The organism is Orrella marina, from assembly GCF_003058465.1.
Taxonomy (GTDB): Bacteria; Pseudomonadota; Gammaproteobacteria; order Burkholderiales; family Burkholderiaceae_B; genus Algicoccus; species Algicoccus marinus.
Genome location: NZ_CP028901.1, coordinates 607,855 through 622,561 on the forward strand (window position 1 = coordinate 607,855; position 14,707 = coordinate 622,561).

Consider the following 14,707-nt stretch of genomic DNA (forward strand, 5'->3'; position numbering starts at 1 on the left):
TGTCATTTTGTTGTCTGAAACCAGGTTCAGGCCTTACCCGAGAGTATGATTTTGCCCACATGCCCGCCGGCCTCCATCATTTCAATGGCTTTGGGCAGATCTTCAAATGCAAATACGTGGTCGACGAGTGGCAGGGCTTTTCCTGCCTCGACCAGGGGGAGAATCTGGTTTCTGAAGTCAGGTACAAACTCGGCCTTCTGGTCTGCCGTGCGCTGCTTGTTTGACACACCGAACAATCTGAGGCGTCTGGCGTGCAGGGTCTTCAGGTCAATGGTGGAAGAGACGACGTCATCCACATAACCGACAGTCGCCAGGCGGCCCTGGAATCCCAGGATGCGGATACATTCCTCAAAAACTGTTCCGCCGACGGTGTTCACGACAAGGTCCACGCCTTTGCCGTCAGTCGCCTGCATGACTGCATCAAAAAAGCCGGGACCACGCATGCAAAGACCGACATCCAGGCCGAGTGTCTTGAGTCTGGCGAGTTTTTGCTCTGAACCCGATGTGCCGATGACTCTGGCTCCGAGTGCCTTGGCCATTGTGAGCGCGCTCACGCCGACTCCGCTCGACACACCCGCTATAAAAACCCACTCTCCGGGTTTGAGGTCCCCCTGAATGACAAGGCAGTCATGTGCAGTGAGTCCGGTCAGGGCAAGACCGCCTGCCTGCTCCCAGGATAGTGTGGAAGGCTTGTGCATCGCTTCCTTTTCAGAGAGCAGAACCTCTTCTGAAAATCCTCCCTGGCACTTTCCTAGTACTTCATCGCCCGGTTTGAAGCTAGAGACACCCGGGCCGACCGCAATGACCTCGCCTGCGGCTTCAATCCCGATTGGTTTTGGAGCGCCTGCTTTGTGCAGGCCGTGTTTAAGCAGAAATTCGCCGCGATTCAGGCCGGCGGCCCGCATCCGGATCAGAATCTGTCCTGTGCCCGGCTCGGGGCTTGGGCAGTCCTTGAGTTCAACTTGCGCCACTCCGTCGTTTATGCCCATCCAGTATGACTTCATTCAATTATCTCCGCGCACTGCTTTGTGCACTGCTATCTGTTGTTTGTTGATAAAGTGGTCTCTATCGGTCTGTCTGGCTTGCTGGGTCTGCTTGACCTTTACCAACAGAGAAAGACATCCAGTGTGATGACCGGCGTGACTGCCTGTCAACCGAACAATCCTGAGTCCGCAGGGGATTGGCCACACTAAGAATGAACGAAGGTCGGGTCAGTCTGCGCGATTCCTCATCCAGTCAGCGGTTTTCATGAAGGCTGGATAAAGCTGTTCCCGAAGATCGTCCGGGACATCTGTCTCGACCATTGCCTGATTCATGCAGGCCATCCACTGATCACGCTCAAGTACACCGATTGAGAAGGGCAGGTGTCGTCTCCTGAGCATGGGGGCGCCGACTTTCTCGGTGAAGTATGAAGGTCCGCCGAGCCAGCCACACAGGAACCAGAATAGATGCTCGCGCGCTCGACTCAAATCCTCTCCGTGAACTGCACGTAACGCTGTGTACTGGGGTTCGAGATCCATCAGGTCATAAAAGCGATCCACAAGCGCTTTAACCCTGACTTCGCCGCCGAGTCGATCGAATGGTGTTGCTGAGGTTGCTGGCGTTGCTTGGGGCTGCATAATCAGTATCACTTCCTGTTTTTCTGTCAGGTCAAAGGGTCTGCACAAAAGGACGATTCAGCTCGACCGCTTCACACAGATCTTTGTTGAAGTATTAGGGTATTGTGATTCACCGGGTGAGGACGAACTGTTTTCAAGGTGATCAAATCCATCCGCTCCGGGTGGCAGCACTCGCCACGACGGGTTAATCCCAGCTGCATATCTCTGCACAAGAAAGACGGGTCCTCATTTTCATGCCATCATCGCGGGTCTGTCTGGTAAGGTGGCGGGACTTCAATTCCTTCTGCGCGCGCCAGTCGTTCCATGGCAGACTCAAGCAAGGCACGAGCCTGGCCTGCGGCAGTAGCGAGTTCGCTGTGCAGGTGCTCATCTTCTGCATTTCTGTGCGCGCAACGAGCACTATAGCGCTCGAAACTACCTACCATCATAAGGAGTTCTGCGAGATGTTTCGGGCACTCACAGGCGATCTGCGTACCTTTTGATGTGATGGAGGACAGAAACTGCTCGTCAAACCGAGGCGATGAGACGGATGTCAGAGGTCGTGCAGGCGTTCGTTCTCCCGAGATGGCAGCACGGGCGATCAGTGGGAGTTCACCCATGTCGGCCGGAATGCGCACCGCCATGCATCCTTGCGCGCGCAAGGCCCGAATAGTCGCGCTTGAGCAGAAGCGATAAAGGATGACAGTCGGCGGGTTCGCGCAACGTTTACGAAAGGTCTTGATGTCCTCAAGCGCACTCTCGTCAAACTCGGACTGTTCAATGAACAGGACCTCCAGGCCGCGATCAGGCAGTTCGGGTGATGCAACTGCCTGGGCCAGGTTCGGCCATTGTTGCCGGATCGCCAGATCGACGGTGTCGCGTCCACTGGCTGAAATTCGTCTGGATAGCAGACTACCCACGACACCAATGTTGAGCGAGCCTTCAATCAATGTCGACGCTAGTGCTGCAGAGCGCATGGCCAGCATTTCCTGAGTCGTCAGATTTGCCAGTGCGCCAATGGCATGCCCTTGATCAACAAGCTGTTTGATCACCCCGAGTCGTTGGACCTGTAGCGCTGAATACAGTCTCTGTCCACGGGCAGATCGTGCCGCTTCGGTCAGCTTATATCGTCGCTCCCACACTCGCAGGGTCTCTGGGGATAGACCAGCCAGTCTTGCCGCCGCACCGCTGCGGTACATGATCCGGTCTGTGTTGGGGGCGCTTTCGGTAGATGGACTACCTGCAACATGCTGTGCGGTCATTGTGTGCACTCCAGTACGAAACGATGTTGAACCGTGTTTTACGGGATTTTATCGGAACAAAGTGCTTATGAATAGACTCCTATAACTATTTTAAGACTATTTGGTTTAAAAAAATACCAATTAGTTTAAATCGCACGTGAGTTTTGCTGCGCTGCAGTAGCAGTGCCTTCCAATGACAACTAAGGAGCATTTCATGAAACGCATTCTGGCTGGAGTTTCCGTCGCATTTGCCATGGGTACTGTACAAGCGGCAGACATTGTGGATACCGCTGTCTCTGCTGGTTCATTCAATACGCTCGTGACGGCCGTTCAGGCAGCCGATCTCGTCGACACCCTGAAAGGTCCTGGTCCGTTTACCGTGTTCGCTCCGTCCGACGATGCGTTCGCAAAGATTCCCAAGGCTGATCTCGAGGCGCTGCTGCAAGACAAGGCAGCACTGACCAGAGTCCTGACTTACCACGTCGTCCCCGGTAAGGTCATGGCGGCGGATGTTGCGCCTGGTATGGTTGACACGGTTCAAGGCAGTGCGATTTCGATCACCACAAAGGATGGGAGCGTCATGGTTGATAACGCCACTGTCGTTCAGACCGACATCGTGGCGGATAACGGTGTCATCCACGTGATTGATTCCGTGATCATGCCGAAGTGATCGTTCTTCATCAGTTGATCACCATCATCTGAGAACCTCGGGCACGACCACTCCCTTGTCTCACTTCCGATGGGCAGGTGGTGGTTTGACAGGGCGCTGCACTCGACATGACGGGTGTAGCGCCCTTTCTAATACGGAGTCTGTGTTCATGCCCGCACATCGTGCTAGTTGCTCACCAGTTGCTCATCCATTGCTCCTTCATCTCGTGTCAGGGTTGTCGCGTGTGTACGGCTAAGGGTGATTTGCAGCGAGTAAATTGTCGGGCTTGTCAAGAGTCGTGAACCTGACCTCGATTTGCCCCTTGCTGCCTAAGCACGTATAAATACGGATTACTCAGTTGTCATTAATTGCTGAAGTCACCCCTATCGGGTGGCTATGGCACAACGCAGGTCTGTTCGAATGCGCCTTTCTGTTCAGGTTTACCACACCATTTCAGTCTCTCCCATCCATTCTGCAAGCCATTTGGTCGGCGGCGGTGTTTCGTGCCTCAGTCTTGGCGCCAGCCAGACTGGCTTTATGGAGCCTGTTCTGGATTGTTGTGGAAGTCGTCGGCAGGTTCCGCAGTCGACTGGAGTCTTGAATGTCTGCTGGCGTCGAAATGGTCTGAGATCGACTTTCCGGCCATTCGTTTCTGTAGCTGGTGTGGTCAGGTCACAGGCGGCGTTGTCATGAGCGCGGGTTCCCGAACCACCAGGTCTCGTTCTGGTGCCGCAACATCCCGGCGCAGGTCATCCGGATCTGTGAAGCGATTCTTGCGTGCGATGCTGATTTCGGCATTCGCCTCTTTCAGCGTTGCAAGCTATGCCCTCATCCCCCAGTGGCGAGACTACCTGACGGCTCCAGAATGGCTGACCAGGCCCGAGGTCACGCAAGAGTGGTCGCTTGCGCAGTGGATCCCTTACGACTGGGGGGATCTCGAGCAGTTTCCGGTTCTTGCCTTCCTGAAAGACGGGTCAGGCGAGAGTGCCAGTGATGTTTCTGGTGCAGCCCGAAGTGGGTACGGCTTTCCTGCCTCCCGGCATTCAGTTCAACAAGGAAATGCGACACATCGGACTTTGTTCGCGCACTGTCCGGAGTTTTTTGTGCCGGGGAGTATGCCAACTGTTCCGGCCATGCCCGAGCTGCGAGAGTTGTGCTTCAGCGTATTCGCCGTTTTGCACAGCGGCCACACAAAAACCCCGGTTTTTGTGGCCCAGCGCCTGAATCGCCAGATGTTGCAGCAAGCGCAATCTGTGGACAGGCGTGACCGGTTTTACGAAGAGGCGCGACTGCCAGAGCGTGAGCGGGCCCGTCTGGCTGATTATCGTGGCTCGGGCTATTCCCGTGGCCACATGGCACCGGCAGGCGATATGCACACAGAAGAAGGTATGGCGCAGAGTTTCTCACTTGCCAACATGGTCCCTCAGAATCAGCGCCAGAATGCCGGACCCTGGAATCAGATCGAGCAGGCGACACGCAAGTACATCATGCGGGCCAAGGGTGATGTGTATGTGTTGACGGGACCGGTTTATGGGAGCCGTGAGGACGGGGCTACGTCTACGATCGGTGATGGCAGGGTCGCCGTGCCCGATTATTTGTACAAAGTCGTCTATGACCCCAATACGGCCAGATCCTGGGTACATTGGCAGGCCAATGATGCTTCCGCAAAAGCCGGTCCCCCCATTTCCTATGCAGAGTTTGTCGAGCGCACCGGTCTGCATCTGCTGCCAGACAGCCAGCTTGGTCCATCTGGCCGCAGGTAGCCAGCGTATGTTGCGCGGTGTGTGATCCGGGTGAACAAATCAATTGATGCGGTTCAAGCTGTATCACCTGGCATTGACAGCATCGACAGTTTGGTTCCGGGTGGCTGCGATCAGAAAAGTTCATCCTGACGCAGATCAGATGTCAGATCTCTCTCAAATAAATTGATTCAAGTCAATTTATTTGAGAGAGATCACTTGACGGCAAACCGGGGGACTGGTTAAATACACACTCCTCCACGGGGAGTAGCCAGCGCGCATGCAATGTGTCGCGCACGATGTCGTCACTACGGCGCAGGTCTGACTGGCAGATGATCTGCACCCGGTATCGTGACCTGAAATGTATCTCAGGGTGGCAAGACTGGAGAGGACCTTCTGACATATCCCGTCAATTGTGCTTTGCCAGCACAATGTTTCAGGTTCTCGAATCATGATTTCTGTTGGTACACCCATGCTGTGGTCACTTTTTGTGGCCTTCGTTGTCGTTGCACTTGCCGTGGACTTCTTTGCCATGGCAAGGCAAGGCGCACACACCGTCTCGATCCGCGAAGCGACGATCTGGTCGCTCATCTGGATTGCGGTGTCGTTCGTTTTTGTTGCCTGGCTGTGGTGGTACCTGGGAGGGTTGTCAGGCGATCCGGCAACTAAAACGCTTGCCAATGCGAAGGCGCTGGAATTTGTCACAGGTTATCTGGTCGAGAAGGCGCTGGCGGTCGACAACATCTTCGTCTTTCTGATGCTGTTTACTTATTTTGGGGTGCCTGCCCAGTTTCAGAAGCGGGTCCTGATGTACGGCATCATCGGAGCGCTGCTGTTGCGGGCAATCATGATCCTGGTCGGTGCCTGGCTGATTTCCCAGTTTCATTTCGTGATGTACATTTTCGGGGCATTTCTGGTGTTCACGGGGATCAAGATGTGGTGGGCGTCCGGCGAGGAACCCGACCTTGAGTCGAATCCTGCCCTGAACTGGGTCAGCCGTCATATCCGGATTTCGTCTGGCTACGACGGTGAGAAGTTCTTCACCTATCAGAATGGCATCCGTATGGCGACCCCGCTGTTCGTGGTGATTCTGCTGATCGGCATTGTTGACGTCATCTTTGCGGTTGACTCGATTCCGGCGATTTTTGCGATCACGACGGATCCATTTATCGTTCTGACCTCAAACGTGTTTGCCATTCTCGGTTTGCGCGCCATGTTCTTTCTGCTTGCAAGCATGCACGACAAGTTTCACTTGCTGTCCTACGGGCTCGCGATCGTGCTGGTCTTTATTGGCACCAAGATGCTGCTGATTGACCTCTACAAGATCCCGATTGGTATTTCGCTCGGATTCACAGTGCTGGTGCTGGCCGCAACCATGATTTTGTCGGTCAAGTTTCCTGCGAAGGAGGGAGAGTCGTCCGGTTCCGCATTCCCCTTTGATGGAAAGAGTGAAGGCAAGAATGAAGGCAAGAAGAAAGAATCGTCTCGCGACAACTGATTCACTTGCGCACGCAGAGTAGTAAAAAACGGGTGCTACGGCACCCGTTTTACTTAGACGCCCTGCAAACAGGGCTTGTATGTCCGGATCTGGTGACTGTGTTTCGATGTTGCAGCTTTGTGATGTGACGAGCAGATGGTCAGGTGTGAGTGTTTATGTATTTATCCCGTTCACCAGATGAGTCTGGACCCGTCACGATATGCTGCATGCGCGGGATCGAGGTCTGGCATATCCCATCAATCGGTATCTCAATCCAGTATTTCCGATACGGGAACTCGCGAACCGGAATATATTCATGTATAAACTGCGCAAAGATTGTTTAATATCGCCACTTTGCTGGTCGAACCTGGGTGTCTGGCAGTGATTGTGGGTGTCACTTGTTGAGTTTGTCCAGGAGGGAGAATGCAAGGTGCAGAGCTACTGGGAATTCTCAGAGAGGCGACTCGAACGCAACATCAAGAGCTTGACTCGTCACCCCGGCTGGGGCGGCTGGCCAGGGGACCTGTTGACCTCAGTTTCTACAGGGAGGTACTTGCCAGATACCGTTCCTGTTTCGGCTTGCTTGAGTCATTGATTGATTCAGCCGGAGAGAGAATGGTCGAGCGCGCTGAGGCTGGATGGCTGTCCGGCGTTGCGCCGTATCGCAAGCGATTCCCTGCGCTCGAGAGCGATCTCGCCCATCTTGCAGGTGAGGGGCGAGGATCTTTTGTCTCCGGTAAGCTTCGAGCTCTCCCGGATGGGCCGGGTGTGACAGATGATTCGAGACCCGAGAGCGTGCCTTACGAGGTGGGTTCTTCACTGCGTGACCCGATGCACAGACTGGTCAGGAATTCGCCAGCTGAGTTCGAGCTTGGCGTGCGTTATGTTCTGGATGGTTCCAGCATGGGGTCGCGACTGATCTGCCGACACCTGTTCGCCCAGCTTGGTGACATGGTCCGGCAGGCATGGCATTTCTGGCAGGTGCAAGCCTTGGTTGGCAAGGACTGGCCGCTTATCCGGAATCGGTTGCAAAGCCTGTCCTGTGGTGTTGATGTCCCAGGCCAGAAGATTCCTCTTGTGACGGCCTCCGCCAACCTTTGTTTTCAGGTTTTTCGCGATGGATTCGCATCGGAGGAGTGCAATTGATCAACGCACCCTTTGGTGACTGTCTCACCGCACAACTGCATCGCGGAAATACGATCCAGTCGTTTGGGTCGATGCTCGTTGTCGAAAAGGCGAGTCGCAAGATTGTGGCGGCATCAGAGAATATCGAGGCATTTTTGGGGGAGTCAGTCAACAGGCTGCTTGATCGCAGTTTTGATGATGTGAGCTGCCTGCATGTCGTGGAATTGCCGTCGGCCGCAGAGCAGACGACGTCGGCCGGATTCGAGTTTCATCCAGTATTGCTCAATAATCAGCATCTTTATGTCGCTATTCATCTGACTGCGCACCATTGGGTGCTGGAGTTCGAGCGCATCGACTTGCCGGCTCTGGATCTTGTGTGGAGAGATCGTCAGTTCATGCGAAGTCTGGCGCAGCTCGAGTCGACCTCGAGTATTGAGGAGACAGCGACCGCCGTGATGCAGGCAGTTGCCAGGGTGACCGGACTCGATCGGGTGATGCTTTACCAGTTTTTGCCTGACTGGCATGGAAAGGTTCTCGCGGAAGTGCTTAAACAGGATGTGCCGAGTTATCTCGGTCTGCATTTTCCTCAGGGTGACATCCCTGAGATTGCTCGGCGTCTATATGTGCTCAAGCGACAACGCGTGATTCAGGACGTTGATGATCAGCCTGTTCCCGTAGTCGCTCTGAATGCTGGGTTGAGCGTTGATTTGTCCCGCTCGGAGTTGAGGTCCGTGCATCCCACTCATATCGACTATCTGAAACATATGGGTGTCGCAACTTCGTTCAGTGTTTCGCTTGTGGTCAACGGCAAGCTCTGGGGTCTGGTGGCTTGTCATCACTTCACCGTCCAGCCCGTCGGCTTTCTCAGGCGCCAGGTGTGTGAGCAGATCGCATTCGTCGGTTCCGTAAGAATGCAGGATCAGACCCACCTGGTGATTGAGCGGCAGCGGTTGAGGCACCTCATGACTCGGGAACAGATCAAGTATGAGCTGCTTGATCTGGGAATGGGGCGCCAGTCGATCGCGACTCAGATCAGCAAGCTGAGGCATCTGTTTGATGCAGATGGGGTCTGGGTGCGTCTGAATGCGGTTTCCCATTTTGAGGGGAACGTGCCTGACGATGCAGCCTTGCGCTTGCTTGAAGACTGGATCGTTGACAACCCAGGACAAGCCGTTGTGTCGTTCGACCAGCTACCGGAACCGATGCGTGAATGCCCGTCTTTGCGAGCCTGTGCCAGTGGTGTGTTGTGTGTTCGTCTGCCCGCTGATGACTTTCTGGTGATGATGCGATCCGAGCAGTTGCTTGATGTCAACTGGGCGGGAGAGCCACCTGAGCAAGACAAGACCAAGCCGCTTACGCCGCGTCACTCATTCGATCTCTGGAAATCGCAGACTTTTGGGCAGGCTGAGCCGTGGACTGACATCGAGCTTCAGGAAGCGAAAAATTTGCTGCAATTGGTGGAAGAACTGCGACAGGGCTTTGATCTCAAGCGCAAGGCCCTGACCGATGGTTTGACCGGTTTGATCAATCGTGCGGGTTTTGATGATCAACTCAAGCTGGCCGTTCAGGCCAGCCTGCGTTCGGATGCTTACTGTGCGGTGTTGATGATGGATCTGGATTATTTCAAACCGATCAATGACGAGTTCGGTCACCAGGCGGGTGACCAGGCGTTGATCGAAGTGGGGAATCGGCTAAAGGCCTGTGTTCGTGATCGGGACGTGGTGGCGCGCTTTGGCGGAGACGAGTTCGCCATCATCCAGTTTCACGTGACAGACCTGGCCAGCATCGAGCAGGTCTGTGAACGCGTACTCCATGTGTTTGATCAGCCCATCCTGATCGGCGACCAGCCGCGACATCTTGGCGTGAGCATCGGTGTTGCGGTCTGTCCGTTCGACGGTACCATTCCACACACACTGGTTGGCCGCGCAGATTCGGCCTTGTATCAGGTCAAGAACTCGGGTCGTAACAACTATCGCTTTGCCTCACGCCATGAATGATCTGGATGAGCTCTGCTCAGAGCTGTTCTCAGTAGAACGATCGTTCATCCAGACTCAGATGAGGAAATGCGCTCAAGACCGTACTGTTGTGCACGGGAGCCTGTCTGCTCAGATATGACGGGTTGAGTTCAGACAGACGTGTGACACCTAGCAGTCCCATGGTTGTGCGTACTTCGGTTTCGAGCAGTTCAAGCAAGCGAACCACACCGGCGACCCCATCTGCCGCCAGGCCATAACACTGCATCCGACCCAGCCCGACCAGATCAGCACCCATGGCGATGGCTTTTACAATATCAGTGCCCCGGTTAAAGCCACCGTCAATGACGATGCGGGCACGGCCCGCGACCGCATCGACTACCTCTGGCAGAACATCCATGGTGCCACGATCATGGTCAATCTGGCGGCCACCATGGTTGGAGACGTAAATCATGTCAACGCCCATGTCCGCGGCGATTCTGGCATCCTCAGCAGTCGCGATGCCTTTGAGGATCAGGGGGATATGCAGGCGAGACTTGACGCGCTCGACGTCTTTCCACGTCAGGGTTGCCTGGTGGTGACGCCCGGGCACGTTACTGCGACGGATATTGCGCTTGGCCAGATCCCTCTCACGCCGGCTGTAATAGGCACTGTCGACCGTCAGGCAGAACGCTTTGCAGCCAGCCTGCTGGACCTCGTCAACCCGCTGGTCGACCCAGGAAGGGTCGCCGTGCACATACAGTTGATACATTCTGAGAGCGTGCGGAACCGCCTGGGCAACCTGCTTGAAATCCACCAGACAGACCGAACTCAGCATATGGCCGATGCCAAACTGTTGTGCCGCTCTGGCAGCTGCGATGGCTGAGTCTGGTGCAAACAGCTCCAGACTGCCGACCGGGGCGAGCAGGAGTGGCAGACGTAACTGTTCACCCAGGAATTGTGTGCCCGTATCAATATTGCTCACATCTCTTAATACCCGGGGCCGAAATCCTAGCGCGTCTATGGCTGCCCGGTTGCGGCATACCGTTGTTTCGGTTTCCGTGCCACCTACGATATAGTCCCAGTTGTCATGGTTGAGTTTCTGTCTGGCCTTCTGGATGATCTCATGAAGAGTCAGAAAGGTGGGTTCGGCTGGCTGGGTGGATTGAGATGGGGATACAGTCATGACGCGTGGTTGCCTGGTTGGTGAGCCTGGAGAGTGGTGGTTCAGAGTGGGTGGTTCTGAATCAGTGGTGCATGTGCGACGGATCATCTGAGAAAACGGAATCCGGCGTATAGAAACAGCGGTATTTCCTGACGTACGGCCTGCGTGATCACTCAATGCGTAGAATTGTGTGCGACCCGCTTGCGACCCACTTGTGAGCCACTTGCGACCCGCCTCTTGATCGATTTGCTCGAGCTCTCGCACGGTATGGCAAGTGTCAGTACGTAAGGAATATCAAGGGGACTATAGGTAGCGGCCCGCCGGGTGTCAACGTAGAAACTGATCTGTTAAACCTTCGTACGCCTGGCTGGCGGTTGCCAGTTTGCTGGCACGCCTGGCGTCTTCGTTGAGCAGCTCGCTAGCAGGCATCCCGTTTTGCGCTGACTGCATCGCCCGTAGCAACTCAGCAGTTGCTACAGCAAGTGGCTGGTGTCCCCACATCCATACCCTGACCCCCATTTGTGCCAGCCAGGCCGGATCAAACAGAGAGGCATGTGCACCGGCCACGACCAGAGTCGACCGTACCGCAGAGGCGATCCGTTCCAGATCATCACGTTGTTTCAGGTACGGGACAAACAAGGCATCGACTCCCACGGATTCATAGGCCTGCAGACGTGCAATCGCATCGTCAATACCCGTTGAATCAATCGCGTTGGTTCGCCCCAGGATCAACATGGGCCCATCCCCTCTGGCGTGCAGGGCCGCCCGCATCTTCTGGCAACCTTCCTCCATACTGACAAGCGCCTGTTGCGGGCCTGAACCGTGTTCTTTTGGAAGTCGGGAGTCTTCAAGACAGGTAGCCGCCACACCGGCCGCCTGCAGGTCACTGATGGTGCGCATGACGTTCAAGGCATTTCCATAGCCGTGATCCGCATCCACAATCAAATGAACGCATCCCGTGCGACAGATCCGTCTGGATTGCTCGACCAGGTCGCTCGCTGTCAGCAGCACGATATCGGGTACACCCAGTACAACCTGAGCAGCCGCCGATCCGCCGAGAACGCCAACTTCGGCTCCGATATGCCGGGCCAGTCTGGCCGATGCCGCATCGAAAACCGACGCGGCAACCAGACATTCATCAGCGCTCAGGATCTGTCTGAGCGTGCGTCTCGTATCGGGTGCCTGATACGCGCTGGCGTCACCTGGCATGACACGCCCGGTTGCCTCGGTCTGGTGCGTGCTTTGCGTGCTTTGTGTGCTTTGCGTACCTTGCGTGCCTTGCGGGGCTCGTGAGGTTTCCGTGGAAAGAGTCGGCTGGTCGCGATTGGATCGAGTCATGTCAGGGTTGTCAATGATCAGGAGAAGACCCGCCAAGCATATCAGTCAGGCGCACTGTTGCGCTCATCAGACAGGGTAGTTTTCATGGTGGGAGTCGCTGCTATGACTCTTGCCGGGAGGACGGGAATCGACGCAGTCTGATTCCGTTCAGGGTGCCAGACAGGCACGATGCGCCATATGACTAATTGTGCGTTTCATGGTGTGATGCCAGTTTTGCGGACCGTATGGTGACTAGCCTGTATCTGGCCGCGGTGGCTGTCGTGAGATCGATCCGATCCTTGACACAAGGAGATCCATGTGTCCAAATATATCAACAATTAAAACTGATATATCAGTTTACAACGAGCGAAACCGGAGGAGAACGGAAATGAAACTAAAGTGTCTTGCAGTTCTGGCGGGAAGTCTGTTGATCTCAGGCGCAGCGATTGCCGAGTATCCGGAGCGTCCGATCAAGCTGATCATTGGCTACAGTCCGGGTGGAGCAGCGGACGCGGTCGCGCGGATCTACAGCGCGGCGCTTGCGGACAAGCTGGGTCAGCCTGTCGTGATCGAGAACCGTCCCGGTGCAGGCAGCACGATCTCCTCGGCTGCGATTGCAAAAGCCGATCCCGATGGTTACACGCTGGGCATGGCCAGCGGCACGTTGTACGGGATCGATAAATACGTCTACAACGTTTCATACTCTCCGGATGATTTCACACCGATCATGCGCCTTTCTATGTCTCCGCTGATTCTGGCCGTTGGCGCGGAAAGTGACATCAATACTTTCCCGGAGTTTTTTGAGAAAGCGAAAGCAAACCCCGGCACGATGTTTTACTCCTCGTCAGGGATAGGTGGGTCACCTCAGACGTCATCGCTGGTCCTTGAGAACGCGATCGGTACCGAATTCACGCACGTTCCCTACAAAGGGGGAGCCCGGCCTTGCTGGCAGTTGCGGCGGGGGATGTGGACTTCTCGTTTGGTACGGCAGCATCTGTGCTGCCGCTCGGCCTGGGCGGGAAAGTGAAGATGCTGGGCATATCGTCAGCCGAACGCTCAAAAATTGCCCCAGACGTTCCGACAATCGCTGAGCAGGGGCTGCCTGACTTTGAGTTCAGCTTCTGGTTTGGTTTGTTCGGTCCGGCCGGCCTGCCTGATGCGATCAGGGATAAACTGGCCGAGGCATCGATCGAGATTCTCAGCAGCGAAGAGATTCAGGAACGAATGGTCAAGGCCGGAAATGAGGCTGCGCCAATGGAGTCTTCCGAAGCGTTCTACCAGTGGGCAAAGAGCAATGGCGAGTTCGCGCTCGAACGACTGGAAAGTACCGGTGCCAAGCCCAAGTGATTCCAGGTATCTGATGGAGGATTTGTGAAGCGAGAGGCAAGTACTGAGTGTGGGCAGACAAGCCTCCAGGAGCGGATAAGAAGTCAGATCGAGTCGGATATTCTGGGTGGCAGACGGCCACCCGGAAGCACGATTGACGAGAAAGACGTCGCTGCAGCGTTCAACGCTTCACGTACTCCTGTCAGAGAGGCTTTGATTGCGCTCTCGGCTCGCGGTCTGGTGACGATCGCTGCGCGTTCCGGTATTTACGTTCGCAAGGCGAGTATGGCTGAGCTGGTCAGTGCGCTGGAGGCGATTTGCGAGCTCGAAGCCGTGGTTGCAGGTCTCGCAGCGAAGAGAGCCACGAAATCCGACATTGACCGCATGCGACTCGCGCTCGCAGAAGGAGGCCAGGCCGCCGAGATGCAGGATATCCAGGGGTATCGCGATGCCAACACGCGACTTCACGAGGCGATTCATCAGGCAGCAGGAAACGCGGTGCTAGCTGATCATATCCGGAACTCGCGTAGTCTGCTGGTAGCGTATCGTTATCGCAGTTTCGAAGTTCCAGGGCGTTTGAATATCTCCCATGATGAGCACTCGCAGATTGTTCATGCAATTGAGCAAGGAGAGACCTCGCTTGCCCAGTCATGCATGCGGGTGCACATCAGCAGGGGAGGCGACGCCATGATTGCATTGCTACGCTCCAGTACGGACGCGCTTGATCAATAATGCCTTTCTCTTTCTGTATGTCGAACCTGCCAGATCCTCGTGGCAGTCAGCTGATACTTGAGTCGTAAAAGTATCGAAGAAAACAAACTGATAAGGAAACTGGTATGGGGCTTCCCGAGCTCAAACTAGAAGGAGCGCTTGCCACAACATGTCTGATGCGTGCGGACCAGGCAAATCGCCCCGGTCCCGATGATCTTGCCGCTTTGCTTGAGCGTATTGAAACGGTCAACTGCACTGAGCAAGTCCGTGTGCTGCAATTGACATCAATAAGACTGGAGGCACCAGAACAGTGGGCTTTGCTCTCTGTTTCGGGCACAGTACACCCGTTCTTGCCAAACCGTACCAAACCGTACCGAACCATACCGAACAAGTACTGAACAAGTGAG

The 14,707-nt window shown here is 55.2% G+C and carries 14 protein-coding genes; 9 read left to right on the forward strand and 5 right to left on the reverse strand.

Going from position 1 to position 14,707, the window contains the following annotated elements:
* Nucleotides 1–26: 26 nt before the first annotated feature.
* The 3 genes from DBV39_RS02700 to DBV39_RS02710 all read right to left on the reverse strand — a co-directional run bounded on the left by DBV39_RS02700 (nt 27) and on the right by DBV39_RS02710 (nt 2,860).
* Complete coding sequence (locus tag DBV39_RS02700; protein WP_108620245.1) at nt 27–1,004, reverse strand: quinone oxidoreductase family protein; 978 nt, start codon at nt 1,002–1,004, stop codon at nt 27–29.
* Nucleotides 1,005–1,211: 207 nt separating this feature from the next.
* Nucleotides 1,212–1,619, reverse strand: a complete 408-nt coding sequence (locus DBV39_RS02705; RefSeq protein WP_108620246.1) for a group II truncated hemoglobin — start codon at nt 1,617–1,619, stop codon at nt 1,212–1,214.
* A 239-nt stretch (nt 1,620–1,858) separates the two neighbouring features.
* Nucleotides 1,859–2,860: a MerR family transcriptional regulator gene (locus tag DBV39_RS02710; RefSeq protein WP_227870780.1), complete on the reverse strand. Its 1,002-nt coding sequence runs from the start codon at nt 2,858–2,860 to the stop codon at nt 1,859–1,861.
* Nucleotides 2,861–3,053: 193 nt separating this feature from the next.
* On the opposite strand from DBV39_RS02710, the gene DBV39_RS02715 reads away from it, so the two are divergent.
* From DBV39_RS02715 to DBV39_RS02735, 5 genes are all read left to right on the forward strand, one after another.
* Nucleotides 3,054–3,509 carry a fasciclin domain-containing protein gene (locus tag DBV39_RS02715; protein WP_108620247.1) on the forward strand — a complete coding sequence of 152 codons (456 nt, stop codon included), beginning with the start codon at nt 3,054–3,056 and terminating at the stop codon, nt 3,507–3,509.
* Between the two features lie 668 nt (nt 3,510–4,177).
* Complete coding sequence (locus DBV39_RS02720) at nt 4,178–5,251, forward strand: DNA/RNA non-specific endonuclease (protein ID WP_108623045.1); 1,074 nt, start codon at nt 4,178–4,180, stop codon at nt 5,249–5,251.
* 448 nt (nt 5,252–5,699) lie between these two features.
* On the forward strand, nt 5,700–6,725 hold the full coding sequence (locus DBV39_RS02725; protein WP_265416027.1) for a TerC family protein: 1,026 nt from the start codon (nt 5,700–5,702) through the stop codon (nt 6,723–6,725).
* 402 nt (nt 6,726–7,127) lie between these two features.
* Nucleotides 7,128–7,850 (forward strand): biliverdin-producing heme oxygenase, encoded by a 723-nt coding sequence (locus DBV39_RS02730; protein ID WP_108620249.1) that lies wholly within the window; start codon nt 7,128–7,130, stop codon nt 7,848–7,850.
* The gene (locus DBV39_RS02735; protein ID WP_108620250.1) at nt 7,847–9,826 is read left to right on the forward strand and encodes a sensor domain-containing diguanylate cyclase; all 1,980 of its coding nucleotides are present in this window, start codon (nt 7,847–7,849) and stop codon (nt 9,824–9,826) included. Before DBV39_RS02730 ends, DBV39_RS02735 begins: the two co-directional genes overlap by 4 nt.
* Before the next feature lie 28 nt (nt 9,827–9,854).
* On the opposite strand, the gene DBV39_RS02740 is transcribed toward DBV39_RS02735, so the two are convergent.
* Together DBV39_RS02740 and DBV39_RS02745 are read right to left on the reverse strand one after the other, a co-directional pair.
* On the reverse strand, nt 9,855–10,967 hold the full coding sequence (locus tag DBV39_RS02740; RefSeq protein WP_108620251.1) for an alpha-hydroxy acid oxidase: 1,113 nt from the start codon (nt 10,965–10,967) through the stop codon (nt 9,855–9,857).
* A gap of 306 nt (nt 10,968–11,273) precedes the next feature.
* The gene (locus DBV39_RS02745; protein WP_159078757.1) at nt 11,274–12,284 is read right to left on the reverse strand and encodes an isocitrate lyase/PEP mutase family protein; all 1,011 of its coding nucleotides are present in this window, start codon (nt 12,282–12,284) and stop codon (nt 11,274–11,276) included.
* A gap of 367 nt (nt 12,285–12,651) precedes the next feature.
* Here DBV39_RS02745 and DBV39_RS02750 point away from each other — a divergent pair, with 367 nt between their 5' ends.
* The 4 genes from DBV39_RS02750 to DBV39_RS02765 all read left to right on the forward strand — a co-directional run bounded on the left by DBV39_RS02750 (nt 12,652) and on the right by DBV39_RS02765 (nt 14,698).
* Entirely contained in the window at nt 12,652–13,290 is a 639-nt protein-coding gene (locus tag DBV39_RS02750; RefSeq protein WP_159078758.1) for a Bug family tripartite tricarboxylate transporter substrate binding protein, read from the forward strand.
* Entirely contained in the window at nt 13,230–13,610 is a 381-nt protein-coding gene (locus DBV39_RS20540; protein WP_159078759.1) for a tripartite tricarboxylate transporter substrate-binding protein, read from the forward strand. The genes DBV39_RS02750 and DBV39_RS20540 overlap by 61 nt, the downstream gene beginning before the upstream one ends.
* Nucleotides 13,611–13,634: 24 nt before the next feature.
* The gene (locus DBV39_RS02760; RefSeq protein WP_108620255.1) at nt 13,635–14,321 is read left to right on the forward strand and encodes a GntR family transcriptional regulator; all 687 of its coding nucleotides are present in this window, start codon (nt 13,635–13,637) and stop codon (nt 14,319–14,321) included.
* 104 nt (nt 14,322–14,425) lie between these two features.
* Complete coding sequence (locus DBV39_RS02765) at nt 14,426–14,698, forward strand: hypothetical protein (protein WP_108620256.1); 273 nt, start codon at nt 14,426–14,428, stop codon at nt 14,696–14,698.
* The last annotated feature ends 9 nt before the right edge of the window (nt 14,699–14,707 follow it).